Here is a 15,951-nt window from a genome sequence, read left to right on the forward strand (position 1 = left end):
CTTCTCAGTTGTAGGAAATGATCTTGTTGATCAGTCCGCCGCCGGGGAAGTCCATCATCAGCACCCCGGTGCGGGTGAAAGATCCAGAATTCAACCTCCCCAGCAGGTACGGGTTGACGCCCTGCTGGAACAGCGCGCCGCCGGCCACCCAGTAGGGCGGGGCGAGGGCGCCGGAACCACTGGTGAAGTTGACGTAGATCTTCGTCGGGTCACCCGTGTTCGTGGTGGTCAGGAAGTTGTTCACGGCGGTGCGCTTGTCGGCGATCTGCGCGAACGTCGGAACGCTGTACTGGTCCTGGACGTAGGTGGACGACCCGTCGGCCCACCCGGAGAACTGGGCGAGCCCGTAGTCGGCGAACCGGCCGCCGCGCGGGCCGTTCAGCACCGCCAGCACCACCTTGCCGCGGACCGCGCCGAGGGTGGGCACCGCCGCCGCCGACGAGCGGGTCACCGACGGCGCCCAGAACAGGCCGGGGCGGGCGGCGACGTACGAGTCGAAGATGTCCGGGAAACTCTTCTGCCCGGCCGCGTCGCTGCACGACCCGGTCTCGCCGGTGCACTCGTGCTTGAACCGCAGCAGAACCGTCTCGGCCGGGTGCGCGGTGAGGAACGCGGACAGCTTGTTGAGCACGTCGTCGAAATTGGCGACCTGGTAGACCGCGCCGTGGTGGATGGTGAACGTGTTGCCGTCGTTGATCCGCGCCCGTACGTCGATCGCCCGGATGCCGGCGTTGAGCTGGGCGGTGAGCGTCCCGCCGCTGTCGCCGTAGTTCTCCTGGGTCTGCGTGTAGTCGCCGCCGTGGATCGAGATCGTCTCGTGGGTGCCCGGCACCGACAGCGCGGCCAGGCTCCGGCCGTCCGGGACCCGGGCCATCCAGTCCGGGTTGTTCGCGCTGCTCAGCGTCCGGTACGAGGTGTCGGCCGCATATGCGGGCTGGGGCACGAGGAGCAGCGCGGCGGTGGCGAACGCTGCGGCGAGAAGGCGCTTCATGCGACGAGAAGATATCGACTGCGCTTTATAAACGCTAGTCGCAGCCTTGATCCGGTTCGCCGGTGAGCTCGGCGACGAGACGGGTGGCCGCCCCGGTGTGCTTCGTGTACGCCTCCGGGAACGCCGAGATCTGCACCGCCTGGGCCGCCTCGGTGAGCCGCATCTGCTGCCAGCCCCGTACGTCGAGCAGCTTGTCGTAGAACTTCTGGGTCTGGTACGCCGGGTCGGACAGCTGCTTCGGCGTGCCCCACCCCTGGCTGGGGCGCTGCTGGAAGAGGCCGATCGAGTCACGGTCGCCGCCGCGCAGGTTGCGCAGCCGGGACTCCTGGAGGGCGGTCGCCACCGCGATCACCAGGCCCTGCTCGGGCACCCGCCGGTCGGCGCCGATGGTGACGATGATGCGTGCGTTGGCGAGCTGCTCGTCGGTCCACCTGTCGGCCGCCGACGCCGCCGGAACGGGCGTGCACCCGGCGTCGGCACGCACCAGCGGACTGATCAGGAAAGCGACGAGAACAGCGACGGCGGTCACGAACAACGCGCGCACAGGAGCCAGCACCTTACTGCGGGGCAGTGGGGACCGGCGAAGGATACCGATCAATGTCCGCCGGGTGAAAGCTCACGGGATCGGCCGTTCGGCCGAAGAAGTCTCTGTGGAGTCCACGGAGACGGACGTGCCGCGATGGAGGCTGACCCGCACGCTCGCCGCGTCGACAGGCGTGGACGCGGTCGCCTGGGCGTGGTTCGGGATCGGCCTGTTCACACCGACCCCGCCGGCGGTCGGCTGGGCGCTGCTGATGTTCGCCGTGCCGATCGCGGTGTACGCGGGCTGGCGGGCCGGCGCGGCGGGCCGCACGTTCTGGCGGTACGCGTCAGCGGGCATGGTCGGGATGGGCCTGGCGTCGATCGCCGCGGCCCGGGACTACTTCAGCGGCGATCAGGTGGGCCAGCACATCGGCGAGGTCACCGCCGGGCTCTACGTCGCCGGCCTGACCGCGTTCCTGCTCGGCCTGCTGCGCATCCCCGGGGCGAAACGCACCCGCATCGAGTGGACCCGCTTCGGCCTGGACGTCGCCACCATGGTCGTCACCGTGACGACGTTCAGCTGGTACCTGATCCTGCCGCGCTGGGAGAGCTGGACCCAGGGCACCGCGGCCGGCGCCGCCTCGATAGTCGTCATCGCCACCGCGGCGATCATCGGCATGCTGGCCTTCGTCAAGGTGTCCTTCACCGGCACCGGGCCGATCGACCGCCGGGCCCTGTACATCCTCGCCATGACCGGCGCGGTCGGGGCCGGGGGCGGCGCGCTGGCCCCCTTGCTGGCCGACCGGCCCTACCTCAACACCGGCCACGTGCTGCTGCCCACCACCTCCCTGCTGGTCTGTGTGGCCGCCGACCGGCAGCGGCGGGCCTCCCGGGCGGGACTGCCGGCGCCCCGGCCGCTGTCCCGCCGGCCGAGCATCATGCCGTACACCGCGGTCCTGGCCACCGGCGCGCTGCTGCTGTCCGCCGCGGCCTCCGGCGCCGGGAACCTGCTGGTGGTCGCGGCCGGATCGGTCGTCGTCACCCTTCTCGTCGCGATCCGGCAGGTGATCGCGCTGCGCGACAACGCGCGGCTGCTCGACGACCTGGACGCCCGCCAGCGGGAACTCGCCCACCAGGCCGGCCACGACAGCCTCACCGGCCTGGCCAACCGGGCCGTGCTGGTCCGCGAGATCACCACCGCCCTCGACGACGGCCCGGCCGGCGTGACCGTCGCGCTGCTCGACCTGGACGACTTCAAGGAGATCAACGACGACCTCGGGCACCCGGTCGGCGACGCGCTGCTCGCCGCGGTCGGCGCCCGGGTCACCGCCCAGCTGCCGGCCGGCTGCCTGGTGGCCCGGCTCGGCGGCGACGAGTACGCGCTCCTGCTGCGCCACGAACACGCCGCCACGATCGCCGCGATCGCCGCCGACCTGCGCCGCCCGGTCCGCGCCGGCGGCCACGAACTGGTCGTCGAGGCGAGCATCGGGCTGGCCCCGGCCCAGTACGGCGACACCGCCGACGAGTTGCTGCGCCGGGCCGACGTGGCGATGTACGAGGCGAAGAGCCAGGGCAAGGGCCGGCACGTGATCTACCACGAGCGGATGGACCACCGGACCGCCGAACAGTCCCGGGTCGCCGCCGACCTGCGCGGCGCCCTCGACACCGACCAGCTGCACCTGCTCTACCAGCCGATCGTGGAGATGCCCGGCGGCGAGCTGTTCGGGGTGGAGGCGCTGATCCGCTGGACCCACCCCGCCCGCGGGCCGATCGGGCCCGGCCTGTTCATCCCGGCCGCCGAACGCACCGGGCTGATCGTGCCACTGGGCGCGTGGATCCTCGAGGAGGCGTGCCGGCAGGCGGTTCGCTGGCGCAACGAGATGGGCGACGCCGCGCCGCGGACCGTCACCGTGAACGTGTCGGCCCGCCAGCTGCGGGAGGCCGGGTTCGCCGGGGAGGTGGACACGGTGCTGCGCCGGACCGGGCTGCCGCCGCACGTGCTGACCGTCGAGGTGACCGAGACTGCGGTGTTCGACGGCGGCACCGCGCTCGACGAGCTCAAGGCGATCGCGGCGCTCGGGGTGAAGATCGCCCTCGACGACTTCGGCACCGGCCACTCGTCGCTCGGGCTGCTGCGCACCTGCCCGGCCGACATCCTCAAGGTCGACAAGTCGTTCGTCGACGACGTCACCGAGAACGGCGAACCGGCCGTCATCGTGGCGGCGCTGCTCACCATCAGCGAGGGCATGCGGTTACGGGCGGTCGCCGAGGGTGTGGAGACCGCCGCGCAGGCCGCCGAGCTGCACCGGCTCGGCTACCGCTACGCGCAGGGCTACCACTACGCCCGGCCGATGCCCGCCGAGGCGATCAACGCCTACCGCCCAGCCGCCGACGGCCACCGAGTCGCCGCCTAGCCCCGGCCACCTGCCCCGGCCACCGGTCACCTGTCCCGGTTACCTGTCCCGGTCACCTGCCCCGGCCGCCGGTCACCCGCGCCGGTCGCCCGTCAGCCCGGCGGTTGGGACGCGTTCGGGCAGCGCGGTTTCGGACGGCGTTGCCGGAACGCCCGATGACGGCTGGGCAGTGCTCTTGTTGAACGATGACCAGAGCACACAATCGCCGAATGCGTGCGTTCATCAGCGCTATCACGTGGACCAGGTCCCGCGATCGGCTCAACGTGGACGCCTGTCATCGCGGCAGCGACGATCAGCGCCCACAATCGCGCAACGTGTGCTCTGGTCATCGTTGGCGATGCTCAATAGGCCGAATTTCGTGCCGCCTCCGCCGCAGATCTTGTTGACTTCGTGCACACCTGAAGCGTCTTTCAAGACTTTCGCCGTATCCGCGGTCGATCCCTCTGTCGTGCGATGATTTCGCGCCCGGCCTTCGGACTGTCGCACCGGTCACGCATGCGACCCGGACACCCGCCCGGAATGTCGTGCTCGCCCAGGATTAGGCGTCTGCCGGCCTCGTGAATCTTGCACGGTTCTCCACCTTCGCGGCGATCTTGCAGGGTTCTTCACGTCTGGATGTGGTTTGTCGTGCAAGGTCCACTGCGCCGGGGAGACCTTGCAGCTTTCTTCCCGTCGGGGTGTGGAAAGGGCTGCAAGATCGGAGCGAGGGTGAACATTCGTGCAAGATCCGCGAGAGGCGAGAGGCGAGAGGCGAGAGGCGAGAGGCGAGAGGCGAGCAGGGAATGGTGAGGGTGAGTGGGGAATGGTGAGGGTGAGCAGGGAATGGTGAGGGTGAGCAGGGAGAGGTGAGGGTGAGCGGGGAGAGGTGAGGGGCGAGGGGCGAGAGGGGGGCGCCTCGAGATGCTGTCGGATTTCAGGGGGCTTGTGGGATTCGGGCTAGACGGGGGCGTCGTCGCGGCTGTGGGCCTTCACCTCGTACATTCTGGTGTCGGCTGCGGCCATCAGGTCGTCGGCGCCTGTCGCCGGACCGCCGACGGCGACCCCGATGCTTGCCCCGATTCGGACCCGGCGGCCCGGCAGGTCGAAGGGCAGGCGCATGTCGGCCATCAGCCGTTGCGCGCGGGCCTGCACGTCGGCGGTGCTGGTCACGCCGGTCAGCACGGCGGCGAACTCGTCGCCGCCGAGACGGCCCAGCAGGTCCTCCGCGCGGAGCCCGGCGCGTAGCCGGTCCGCCGCGGCCACCAGCAGCGCGTCGCCTGCCGCGTGGCCGTATCCGTCGTTGACCGCTTTGAAGCCGTCCAGGTCGATGAAGAACAACGCCACCGAGCCCGCGCTGTCGGCCCCGGCCAGCGCCTCCTCGAGGACCCGCAGCACCTCGGCCCGGTTCGGCAGGCCGGTCAGCGGGTCGTGTGCGGCCGCGTGCGCGAGCCGGTCCTGCTGGGCGCGCCGGTCGCTGATGTCGCGCTGGTTGGAGACGATGCCGCCGACCGCCGGATGGTCGATGGCGTTGCGCAGGGTGACCTCGTGCCAGTGCCAGGTGCCGTCCCGGTGGGCGACCCGCAGTTCGAGCCGGTCCTGGCTGTCCGCGCCGCCGTCGGTCACCGTGGTGAGCGCCGTGTTGATCTGGAGCTGGTCGTCCGGATGGAACAGGTCCAGGTAGCCGGTGTTCAGCAGTTCGCCGGGATCCCAGCCGCTGACGTGCCGGACGGCCGCGCTGACGTGGGTGATCCGGCCCAGCCCGTCGATCACCGCGACCACGTCCGAGGAGTCCTGGACCAGCGCCCGGAACCGTTCCTCGGCACGTTGCAGGGTGAGGGTGGCCTCCTCGGCGCGGGCCGCGGCGAGTCCCAGGTTGCTCAGCCCGAACCCGGCCAGCAGCAGGTTGATCGTGGCGGCCAGGTGCGAGTGGGCGGGTGGCACCACCGATGGCGCGCCGAACTGTACGGCCACCTCCATCACTATCGTCACCACCGCGGTGACCGCGGTCGCCGGCCGCCACGTCTGTGACCCGGACCAGCCGATGTGCAGCACGCCGATCAGGACGACCGCGGCCGGCAGCAGGAAACCCCAGCCGGCGACCAGCAGCACGACCCCGATCAGCACGGTGGCGTGGATCAGCCGCAGCACCACCCGGTTGTGCAGGTGCCCGCGGCCGAGCCAGCGCTGGTACCGCTCGCTGCCGCTGGCCGCGAACAGCACGACGAGCGACGCCAGCAGCGCCGGGGAGCCGAGCACCGCGCCGTGCCGGCGGCCCCACACGGCGAGCCCCAGAATCGCGAGGAACAGCACCGGCGCGCCGATCACCGGCGGCACGGCGTCGGTCGCCGGGCGCGCGCCCAGGAAAGGCCGGCCGGTAGGCACCTGCGTCACGTCGCTCCTCCGCCCTGGGACCGGTCCTCGGTCTCATCGGGCGGCCGGCGCCCGGCATGAGAATTTTCCGGGCGGGATACGACGACCGGCACGGGGCGCCGGGTGGGATATGACGGCCGGTCCGGGGCGCCGGGTGGGATAGGACGGCCGGTCCGGGGCGCCGGGTGGGATAGGACGCCGGGCAGGGTATGACGGCCGGCACGGGGCGCCGGGCGGGATACGACGGCCGCCACAAAGAGCGGGGCGGGCCGTGGCGGCTACCGGCCGGTGCGGGCGGTTCCGCCGCCGGGTTCGTCGAGGACGGCCTCCACCAGGTACGGGCCGTCGTGGTCGAGCATCGTGCGCAGAGCCCCCGGCAGGTCGGCGGCGTGCCGCACCCGGGCCGCGGGCACCCCCATGGCGGCCGCCAGGTGCACGTAGTCGACACGCGGCTCACGTACGTCGAAGAACGGCGGGAAGGCGGCGGCCGGATCACCGTCGTGGTCCCGCCGGTAGTTCGCGAGGTCGTCCTTGAGCAGCTGGTATCCGCCGTTGTGGCAGACCACGAACTTCGCGGCGACCCGGTGGTGGGCGGCCGTCCACAGGGCCTGGCAGGTGTACATGCCGCCGCCGTCGCCGGTGAAGCCGACGACCGTACGCTCCGGGTGGGCGATCTTCGCGCCGATCGCGCCCGGAACGCCGACGCCGAGCGTGCCCCCGGGGTTCTGGAAGAAGTGTCCGGGCCGGGTCGGCGGCAGCCAGCGGGTCATCGCCGGTGAGCTGGTCATCGCCTCGTCGAAGACGATCGCGTCGTCCGGCAGCACCCCGGCCAGCGCCGCCGCCACGGCCGCCATCCGCAGCGGCGCCGAATCCGCGTCCAGCCCGGCGCCGAGATCGTCGGTGAGCGCCCGGTCCAGTTCCGATGCGCGCAGCGCCCCGCGCCGCCGGACCCGTTCGGCCGCGGCCTGCCGCTGCGGCTCGGTCATCGCCTCCTCGAGCGCGGTGGTCAGGGCCCGCAGCGTCAGCCGCGGGTCACCGAGCATCCCGGCGGTCACCGGATGGTCGTGGGCTATCGCGTACGGGTCGAGGTCCACCTGCACCACGGTGGCGCCCGGCGCCGGGCGAGAGCCGGGGAGCCACTGGGCGCCGACGATCAGCAGCGCGTCGGCGTGTGCCACCGGCTCAGCGCCGCCGTCGCCGCCCCACAGCGGATGGGTCCACGGCATGAGCAGCTCGGACGCCATCGCCCCGTACACCACGGCGCCCCAGGTCTCGGCGAACCGGGTCAGCTCGGCGACCGCGCCGGAGGCGGCCACACCGTCGCCGGCCAGGATCACCGGCGCGTGCGCGGTGGCCAGCAGCCGGGCCGCCGCCTGGATCGCGGCCGGCTCCGGGACCACGCGGGTGTCCGGCACGCTCGTGGGCAGCACCGCCTCGTCGGCGACCTGGTCCAGGACGTCCGGCGGCAGGGCCAGGAACACCGGCCCGCGCGGCGGCGTGGCGGCCACCTTGAGCGCCCGCCGGACCAGCTGGAGCATGCTGTCCGGGTGGGTGACGCGGGCGGCGTGCCTGGTCACCGGCCGGGCGATGTCGACCAGGTCGGCGGACCCGTCGTCCCCGGCCATCACCAGCATCGGCGTCTGCCGGCGCAGCGCGTGCCAGAGACTGCCGACCGCGTTGCCGAGCCCGGCCGCGCTGTCCAGCAGCACCACGCTGGGCCGCCCGGTGGCCTGCGCGTACCCGTCGGCGGTGCACACCACCGCGGCCTCCTGGAGGCCGAGCACGTAGTCGATGTCCGGGAACCGGGCGATCTCCTCCAGCAGCCCGTCCTCGCTGGAGCCCGGGTTGCCGAACAGGTAGCGCACCCCGTCGGCCCGGAGTTGTTCGAGTAGCCGCCGGTGCCCGGTGCGCAGGGTCCCGGCGACCGGCACGGGGGTGGTGGCGGGCGGTTGGAGCCGGCTCACGCTCATGGTCAGAGCGTAGGTAGCCGCCTGACTAATTTTCGCGTTTCCCGGCATCCGCCCCGGCGGCGACGGTGGCCCGGGCGGCCAGCACCTCGCCGGCCAGGGCCCGGGTCCGCGGATCGATGCCGTGTTCCTGTTCGCTGCGGGCCAGGGTGACCGCCTGCTCGATCGCCTCGGTCAGCTTGCCCGAGGCGGCCTCGTCGAACGCCGGCCCGGACAGCGCGGTCATCGCCGCCAGGTCGGCCTCGGTCACCATGCCCGGCATCGGCATGCCCACGTGCTGGTTCTCGGCCGGCAGCCCGGCCAGGTCGTGCAGGGCCCGCAACTCGGGCAGCTCCGCCTCGGTGAACACGCGGACGGTGGCGGCGAGGTCCCGTGTCGCCGCACCGCCCGCGCGCGCCGGCACCGCGTCGAGCAGGGGAACGACCTGCTCGTTCATGGCCAGCATGATCTCGATCCAGGCCAGGTCGGTGCCGCCGAAGGTGCTCGCCGGCGTCGGGGCCGGCGTCTTCTCCGCCTGCTGCCCGCCGCATCCGGCGAGCAGCAGGACCACGGCCACCGAGGCGATCAGGCGCATCGTGTTCCTCCTCGGTGACCGGTGACCCGTAAGGATTCTCAGCCGAACGACGGTGTCGTGCCGCACTTGGCGTCCGCGTTGATGCAGACCTTGACCAGCGCGGCCAGCTTCGCCGGGTCCCACGCGTTCATGAAGTCGCCGTGGATCGACGACGCCATGCCGGAGGACAGGGCCAGCCCGTCGCCGCCGAGCGAGTCGTAGCCGAGCATCATCGAGATGTTCGGGATCGCCACCGGGAACTTGCCGGTGCAGACGCCGTTGACCGACGGGCCCATGTGCGACTTGTGGTCCGGCGAGTCGATGTGCTTGCCGTCCCAGCAGTCCTGGTAGGTGAGCTGGTAGATCAGGTTGCCGCCGGCCGCGCACTTGGGCCAGTTGCCGTCGGCGCTGCGGCCGATCTCGGCGCTGCCCGCACACCAGAACTGGCCGCTCGCGCCCTTCGGCGTGGCCACCTGCCGCTTGGCGTCACCCTGCACCATCACCAGGCCGGGCGGGAACGGCAGGACCGTCGCCGGGTCCTTGATCTTCGCGCCGTAGTAGGCCCGGAAGTTCTTCATCTTCACCGGCTTGCCGTTGAGCAGCAGCGTCGGCGCCCAGTACGCGCTGTGGTCACCGGCCGCGTCACACGTCGTCGACTGCTTGAGCAGCTGCGCTCCGGTGCTGCTCGCGGTCACCTTCGGCCCGAAGAACGTGTGCAGGTGCGAGGCGCCGGGCAGGTTCGGCAGCACGATCGGGTCGTCGGCGGCCTCACCGGAGACGGTGCAGTTGGTGTGGAACTCCGGCACCCGCACGATCCCGGCCGGAACCGTCTTCGGCTGGACCGCCTTGTGCAGGGCGAGCGTCTCCTTCCAGGCCGCCTCGTCGACCGGCACCCAGCCACCAGGGCTCGCGGACGGGTTGGTGGGCGCGGCACTGGAGGCGGCGGGCTTGGACGGAGCGGCACTGGCCGGGGTGGTCCCGGTCGGGGTCGCGGGCGGCGGGGTGGCCGGGGTGCCAGCCGGGGTGGTGGCGGCCGGAGCGACGCCGACGTTGAAGTGGTTGATGTTGACGAAGTCCGAGCGGGACTTGCTTTTCATCACCAGGACCAGCGTCTGCTTGCCGGCCGGCAGCTTCGCGGCCTTCGCGGTGACCGTCTTCCACTTCTGCCAGCCGCCTGTCGACGCGATCGGGAAGGTCGCCAGCAGCGTGCCGTCCCGGCCGCCCAGGCGGGCCTCGATCGAGCCGCCCTCGGAGTTGTTCGACGCGATCCGGGCGCTCAGCGAGGTGGAGCCGATCGTGACGTTGCGGTACTCGAGCCAGTCGCCGGCGGCCAGCCAGCCGACGTTCTTGCCGCCGCCGGTGTCCGAGGTGTTCTCGGTCTTCGCGCCGCCCTGCGCGGCGAACGACTCGGCCTGGAGCGTGCCCGGGGTGGTGACCTCATCGGCGCCGGCGGTGGTGATGTAGATGCCGCTCGCGCCGAGCGCGGCGACGACGGCGGCACCCAGGACCACCCGGGTGGTACGGCGGCGGCGCTTCGGGTCCGGCGGGGCGACGTGCTGGGATTCCATACCCATATCGATCCTCAACAAAATGGCGGGGAAAGGGTGCGGCACGAATTATGCAGACCTTGCACAGGCGGTTCAATACGTCAAGAAAAAATTCATTTCCCCAGGTCAGGGCGGTGCTGGTGGCCGCCGTAACGCCTTTCAATAACAGTTTTTCGAGATTCCTTCCTTAAGTCTCCATTAATTAGTCGGCGGTCGATCCCCGGTTCGGCCGCAAGGCGTTTCCGGGCGGCGGGCTAGGATCCGCGGATGCGCTGGTGGAGAGCTCTGGACCCGATGCTCCGGGACGCCGCCGGCGCGGCCCTGCTGATCGTCGCGGCTTTCGTGCCGGGGGTCGCCGAGCTCGGCCTGGAGATCGGCGAGCTGCACCTGCGCCCGGCCGACCGGATCAGCCTCGCCCTGCTGCTGATCCAGGCGCTCGCCCTGATCCCGCGCCGCCGCCGGCCCGCCCTCAGCCTGGCGATCGTCGCCGCGGCGTTCGCCACGCACCAGCTCGCCGGATACCCGCCGACCGTGACCGGGCTCGCGCTGCTGGTCGCCCTGTACAGCGCGGGCGCCCACCAGCAGGGCCACCGCCGGGCGATCGCCGCCGCCGCGACCGCCGGTTACGCCGCGCTCGCGGTGGCCCTGCACCAGCGCGGCGCGGCTGAGCGGGTGATCGACTTCGTCACCTTCGGAGCGGTGCTCGCCGCGTGCTGGGCCGCCGGATCGTGGGTGCGGGCCCGGCAGGCCGAGGAGCGTCGGCGCCGTCAGGAGAGCGTCGGCGCCGCGATCACCGCCGAGCGCGCCCGCATCGCCCGGGAGTTGCACGACGTCGTCACCCACCACGTGACCGCCATGGTCGTGCAGTCCGACACGGCCGGTTTCCTGGTCGGGCCGCAACCGGACCGGGCCGTCGAGGCGGTCGCCGCGGTGAGCCGGTCCGGGCGGGAGGCGCTCAGCGAACTCCGGGTGCTTCTGGGCGTACTCGAAAAGGGTCTGGAACCGGTGGAGACCACCGAAAGCCGCCTCGCCGACCTGGTGGACCGGATACGCCGCGCCGGTCAGCCGGTCGAATTCGCCGAGGAGGGCGGGCCCGGGCCGGACGGCGGCCTCGGGCTCGCCGTGCACCGGGTCGTGCAGGAGGGGCTGACCAACGCGGTCAAACACGCGCGTGGCCGCCCGACCCGGGTGCTGGTCCGGCACGCCGTCGACGGGACCGCGATCGAGGTGGTCACCGCCGGGTCGGCGCGCGGCGAGGCCTGCGCCGGGCGCGGCCTGACCGGCCTGCGCGAACGAATCAAGATCTTCGGCGGGACGTTCGACGCGGGCGGTGGTCCGGACGGCGATTTTTCGGTACGGGTCTGGCTTCCCCTGGTCCGGGCTGAGGCGGGCGCGGGCGCGAGCCTGTCAGGAGAAACGATCGGCGGTGTGGCGTGATCCGCGTGCTGGTCTGCGACGACCAGGCGCTCATCCGCGCCGGTTTCGTGACCGTTTTCGGACTCCAGCCCGACCTGGAGGTGGTGGGGGAGGCCTCCGACGGTGCGGCCGCCGTGCGGGAGGCGCTGCGGCTGCGCCCCGACGTCGTGGTGATGGACATCCGGATGCCGCTGCTCGACGGCATCGAGGCCACCCGTCGGCTGGCCGGCCCGGACGTCGCCGAACCGATGAAGATCCTCGTGGTGACCACGTTCAACCTGGACAGCTACGTCTACGAGGCGTTGCGGGCCGGGGCCAGTGGCTTTCTGCTCAAGGACGCGCAACCGGCCGAGCTGATCGACGGCATCCGGACCGTGTCGCGGGGCGAGGCGCTCCTGGCGCCGGCCGTGACGCGTGCGCTGGTCGGGCGGTTCGGTGATCGGGTCCGGCCAGCCACCGCCGGGCAGGACGATCGGCTGGCGGTGCTGACCGCCCGGGAGGTCGAGGTGTTCCGGCTGATCGCCGAGGGCCTGTCCAACTCGGAGATCGCCGGGGCGCTGGTGATCAGCCACGAGACCGTCAAGACGTACGTCTCCCGGATCCTGACCAAGCTCTCGCTGCGCGACCGGGTGCAGGCGGTCATCCTGGCCCACCGAACCGGCCTGGTGACCTGACCATCCCCCGGGAGAGCTACCCCGGGTGCCCACCACGGGGCGATGATCTTCGATGCGATGCTGCCTAGCGTCGTACCCATGAAGGCTCTTGGTCGTCCGCTTCTCCTCCTGCTGATCTTCATCGCCGTCGACGCGCTGGTGGTGACGGTCCTCAACGCGCTGTCCGGCAGCGCGATCCGGTTGCTCGCCGCGGGCTTCGCCGCCGCCGCGGCCACCCTGTGGCTGTACGCCCTGACCACCCGCCGCATCGAGCGCAAGGAGCCGGCGGACCTGCCGCGCGCCGGGCGGCTCCGGACCCTGGCCCGGGGGACGCTCGCCGGCATCGGCCTGTTCACGGCGACCGTGCTGGCCATCGCGATCTTCGGCGGGTTCGGGATCGACGGGTGGGGCTCGTTCAGCGGAATGCTCTCGATCTTCGGCCTGATGGTGGGCGTCGCCACCGTCGAGGAGGTGCTGTTCCGCGGCATCCTGTTCCGCCAGATCGAGGAACGCGCCGGAACCTGGCCGGCCCTCGCCGTCTCGGCCACCCTGTTCGGCCTGCTGCACCTGATCAACGACCCGGCCGCGATCGGCGGCGCGCTGGCGATCGTCGCGGCCGGGCTGATGGCCGGCCTCGCCTACGTGGCCACCCGTGCCCTGTGGCTGCCGATCGGCCTGCACCTGGGCTGGAACTTCGCCGAAGGCGGCATCTTCGGTGTCCCGGTCTCCGGCGCCGACAGCTCCACGCTCGGCCTGCTGCGTGGCGTCTTCGACGGGCCGGCCGTGCTGACCGGCGGCGACTTCGGGCCGGAGGCCAGCATCTTCGCCGTGCTGGCCAGCCTGCTCGCCTCCGCCTACCTGCTGCGCCTGGCCCGCCGCCGGTCCGCCTTCCGGACCCGCGCGACCGTCTGAACGGCCCCTGTTCTTCAGGCCTGCCCGCTCCACTGAGCTGCGGGCTTCCCTCGGGCATCGAGAGCGGCTATGGTCACTCTCCTTTGATCAAGGCCAGAAGGGACAGCGCAGTGGTGGCGATCCGGAGCCGTGTGGTTTACGCCGGGCAGTCCATGGCGGCGATGCCCGCCCGGATGGTCTACGGCAACGACGCGTGGGCCAGCAACAACCGCGGCCAGCAGCGGACCCTCCGGGACCTGCGCAGCCAGCGGCCGGCCCCGGTCGACGTCGAGACGCAGCGCCTGGCCGACCAGATCGACACCCTCGGATACGCGCTCCTGGACGCCCCGGCCGACCCCTCGGCGCTGCGGGCCGTCCAGGCCGGCTACGACAACGTGATCGACGACCCGGCCGCGACGGTCGACATGGGCCGCCGCATCCGGCACGTGGTGCGTTACGTCAAGGACCCGCTGCGCCACGTGCCGGAGATGCGGGAGCTGCTGACCCCCGGCGCCCTCGGAGTGCTCGACGCCTTCTACGCCGGGGCCTGGCAGATCCAGCACGTGCGAATGTGGCGGATCGGGCACATCCCGCTCGACGAGCAGCGCTACCACCACTACGGCAACCAGTGGCACTGCGACCAGCACCCGACCACCACGCTGAAGCTGTTCGTGCAGATCAGCGACGGCGTCACCCCGGAGAACGGGGCGTTCCGTTTCCACGACGTCCCGAACACCCGACGCATCATGCGCACCGGTTTCATCGACAACGGCCACGCCGTCGGCCCGGCCCGCCGCCTGATGGACGACCCGCGCAGCGCCCACTACTTCGACGTGCCGGCCGGGCACAGCGCGTTCTGCAACACCACCCGCTGCCTGCACCGGGCCGGCATCCCGCCGGAGGGCACCACCCGGGGCATGGTCCAGTTCACCTTCGTCCCGACCACGACCGGCCTCCGGGGCGCCGACCCGTTCGCGAACGTCCCCCTCGACCCGAACGTGGCCGAGGGCAAATTCGCCTGAGGCGTGCCCCAGACGGTATGCAGGTCACGTGAGTGACGGATCTTCGATCGGGCGGGCCGGGCAGCGGATGGCGGTGGCCACGCTGGCCTCGCGGGTCGGCGGGTTCCTGCGGATTCTGGTGCTGGCCGCCGCGCTCGGGCTCGGCACCCGGCTGCTCGACACCTACAACGTGGCGAACACCCTGCCGAACGCCGTGTACGAGCTGGTCGTCGGGGGCACCATGGCCAGCATCGTGGTGCCGCTGCTGACCCGGGCGAGCCTCACCGAACCGGACGGCGGGGTGCTCTACGCGCAGCGGCTGCTGTCGCTGATCGTGTACGTGCTGAGCGCCGTCACGATCCTCGCGATCGTCGCCGCGCCGTGGCTGATCGACCTGTACGCGCCCGGGTTCACCGCCGAACAGCGGGATCTGGCGATCGTGTTCAGCCGGTTCTTCCTGCCGCAGATCCTGTTCTACGGGCTGAGCGCCACCACAGGGGCGATCCTCAACATCCGGGGCCGGTTCGCGGCCGGGGCGTGGGCGCCGCTCTGCAACAGCGTCATCGTGATCGCGGTGGGGCTGACCTACCTGTCGGTGGCCGGCAGCGCGGTCGCCGGCGCCGGGCTGAGCACCGGGCATCTGCTGCTGCTCGGGCTGGGCACCACCGCCGGGGTGGTGGCGCAGACGATTCTGGTGCTGTGGGCGCTGGCCCGTAGCGGGTTCCCGGTGCGGCTGCGGCTCGACCCGCGGGGGATCGGGATCCGGCGGATCGGGAAGCTCGGGGCGTGGGTGCTGCTCGCGGTGGTGGCCTCGCAGACGCTCACCGCTGCGGCGACCCGGGCCGCGTCCTGGGCCGGGCCGGGCGGGGTGACCGCCTATCAGAACGCGAGCGCCGTCTACCTCGTACCGTATGCGGTCATTGCCGTGTCGGTGATGACCGCCATCCTGCCGCGCCTGAGCCAATATGCCGCCCGTGGCGAACGGCAGCGGGTGACCACCGGCCTGTCCCGGGCGGTCCGCACCGCGCTCGTCGTGATGGCCCCGATCGCCGCCGCGTTCCTGCTGCTCGGGCCGCACATCGCGACGGTGCTGTTCGCGCACGGCAACAGCAGCGCGGCGACCGTCCGGGTGCTCGGGCTGGTGCTCGCCGGGTTCGGGCTGACGCTGGTGCCGTTCACCAGTTACATGATTCTCCAGCGGGGCCTGTACGCGCTCCAGGACACCAGGACGTCCGCGCTGATCACCGCGCTGGTGGCGGCGGTCGGAGTGGCCGGGTGCGCGGCCGCCGGGTGGCTGCTGCCGGGCGAGGACATCGTGATCGGCATCCCGATGGCGTACGCGCTCGCCTACACCGTCGGGCTGAACGTGACGGCCCTGGTGCTGCGCCGCCGGCTCGGGTATCTCGACGGGCGGCGTCTGGTCCGTACCCATGTGCGGGTTCTGGTGGCGACGGCGGCCGGCGCCGGATGCGCCGGCCTCGTCGTCTGGGCCGTCGACGCGGCGACCTGGGCCGGCGCGCTGTGCACCCTGGCCGGGGCCGTGTTCGCGGGGGCCGCCGGATATCTCGCCGCCGGACGGCTGATGCGCCTGGCCGAACTGCGGCACCTGCTGAACCTGGCGCTGCCCGGCCTGCGCACCTGGTGACC

12 protein-coding genes are annotated in these 15,951 nt (G+C 72.0%); 6 read left to right on the forward strand and 6 right to left on the reverse strand.

All coding sequences use genetic code 11. From position 1 onward, the window contains the following. Positions 1 to 4: 4 nt before the first annotated feature. Positions 5 to 991: a phosphatidylinositol-specific phospholipase C gene (locus AB0E94_RS38260; RefSeq protein WP_360336653.1), complete on the reverse strand. Its 987-nt coding sequence runs from the start codon at positions 989 to 991 to the stop codon at positions 5 to 7. A gap of 34 nt (positions 992 to 1,025) precedes the next feature. Then, a complete protein-coding gene (locus AB0E94_RS38265) occupies positions 1,026 to 1,535 on the reverse strand; it encodes a peptidase M23 (protein ID WP_360336655.1) in 510 nt (169 codons plus the stop codon). Between the two features lie 127 nt (positions 1,536 to 1,662). Here AB0E94_RS38265 and AB0E94_RS38270 point away from each other — a divergent pair, with 127 nt between their 5' ends. Then, positions 1,663 to 3,927, forward strand: coding sequence for an EAL domain-containing protein (locus AB0E94_RS38270; protein WP_360336657.1), 2,265 nt, complete (start codon positions 1,663 to 1,665; stop codon positions 3,925 to 3,927). 936 nt (positions 3,928 to 4,863) lie between these two features. Here AB0E94_RS38270 and AB0E94_RS38275 read toward each other — a convergent pair. The 4 genes from AB0E94_RS38275 to AB0E94_RS38290 all read right to left on the reverse strand — a co-directional run bounded on the left by AB0E94_RS38275 (position 4,864) and on the right by AB0E94_RS38290 (position 10,364). Beyond that, the gene (locus tag AB0E94_RS38275; protein WP_360336659.1) at positions 4,864 to 6,297 is read right to left on the reverse strand and encodes a diguanylate cyclase; all 1,434 of its coding nucleotides are present in this window, start codon (positions 6,295 to 6,297) and stop codon (positions 4,864 to 4,866) included. Positions 6,298 to 6,554: 257 nt separating this feature from the next. Next, positions 6,555 to 8,246, reverse strand: coding sequence for a thiamine pyrophosphate-binding protein (locus AB0E94_RS38280; protein WP_360336661.1), 1,692 nt, complete (start codon positions 8,244 to 8,246; stop codon positions 6,555 to 6,557). Positions 8,247 to 8,271: 25 nt separating this feature from the next. Beyond that, positions 8,272 to 8,817, reverse strand: coding sequence for a DUF305 domain-containing protein (locus AB0E94_RS38285; protein ID WP_360336662.1), 546 nt, complete (start codon positions 8,815 to 8,817; stop codon positions 8,272 to 8,274). Between the two features lie 38 nt (positions 8,818 to 8,855). Next, positions 8,856 to 10,364 (reverse strand): DUF1996 domain-containing protein, encoded by a 1,509-nt coding sequence (locus tag AB0E94_RS38290; RefSeq protein ID WP_360336663.1) that lies wholly within the window; start codon positions 10,362 to 10,364, stop codon positions 8,856 to 8,858. 246 nt (positions 10,365 to 10,610) lie between these two features. Between AB0E94_RS38290 and AB0E94_RS38295 the strand changes: the two genes are divergently transcribed. From AB0E94_RS38295 to murJ, 5 genes are all read left to right on the forward strand, one after another. Further along, positions 10,611 to 11,780, forward strand: coding sequence for a histidine kinase (locus AB0E94_RS38295; RefSeq protein ID WP_360336664.1), 1,170 nt, complete (start codon positions 10,611 to 10,613; stop codon positions 11,778 to 11,780). Continuing rightward, entirely contained in the window at positions 11,777 to 12,433 is a 657-nt protein-coding gene (locus AB0E94_RS38300) for a response regulator transcription factor (protein WP_360336665.1), read from the forward strand. The genes AB0E94_RS38295 and AB0E94_RS38300 overlap by 4 nt, the downstream gene beginning before the upstream one ends. Positions 12,434 to 12,511: 78 nt before the next feature. Continuing rightward, positions 12,512 to 13,324, forward strand: a complete 813-nt coding sequence (locus AB0E94_RS38305; protein WP_360336667.1) for a CPBP family intramembrane glutamic endopeptidase — start codon at positions 12,512 to 12,514, stop codon at positions 13,322 to 13,324. 110 nt (positions 13,325 to 13,434) lie between these two features. Next, on the forward strand, positions 13,435 to 14,325 hold the full coding sequence (locus AB0E94_RS38310) for a hypothetical protein (protein WP_360336669.1): 891 nt from the start codon (positions 13,435 to 13,437) through the stop codon (positions 14,323 to 14,325). 67 nt (positions 14,326 to 14,392) lie between these two features. Beyond that, positions 14,393 to 15,949 (forward strand): murein biosynthesis integral membrane protein MurJ, encoded by a 1,557-nt coding sequence (murJ, locus tag AB0E94_RS38315; protein ID WP_360336713.1) that lies wholly within the window; start codon positions 14,393 to 14,395, stop codon positions 15,947 to 15,949. The last annotated feature ends 2 nt before the right edge of the window (positions 15,950 to 15,951 follow it).

Source organism: Actinoplanes sp. NPDC026670, from assembly GCF_040638175.1.
Lineage (GTDB): Bacteria > Actinomycetota > Actinomycetes > Mycobacteriales > Micromonosporaceae > Actinoplanes.

What these genes read in the sequence shown, in the direction of transcription:
- AB0E94_RS38260 (WP_360336653.1), bottom strand. Translation starts at nt 991, where the DNA reads ATGAAGCGCCTTCTCGCCGCAGCGTTCGCCACCGCCGCGCTGCTCCTC.
- AB0E94_RS38280 (WP_360336661.1), bottom strand. Translation starts at nt 8,246, where the DNA reads ATGAGCGTGAGCCGGCTCCAACCGCCCGCCACCACCCCCGTGCCGGTC.
- AB0E94_RS38285 (WP_360336662.1), bottom strand. Translation starts at nt 8,817, where the DNA reads ATGCGCCTGATCGCCTCGGTGGCCGTGGTCCTGCTGCTCGCCGGATGC.
- AB0E94_RS38290 (WP_360336663.1), bottom strand. Translation starts at nt 10,364, where the DNA reads ATGGAATCCCAGCACGTCGCCCCGCCGGACCCGAAGCGCCGCCGCCGT.
- AB0E94_RS38295 (WP_360336664.1), top strand. Translation starts at nt 10,611, where the DNA reads ATGCGCTGGTGGAGAGCTCTGGACCCGATGCTCCGGGACGCCGCCGGC.
- AB0E94_RS38305 (WP_360336667.1), top strand. Translation starts at nt 12,512, where the DNA reads ATGAAGGCTCTTGGTCGTCCGCTTCTCCTCCTGCTGATCTTCATCGCC.
- murJ (WP_360336713.1), top strand. Translation starts at nt 14,393, where the DNA reads ATGGCGGTGGCCACGCTGGCCTCGCGGGTCGGCGGGTTCCTGCGGATT.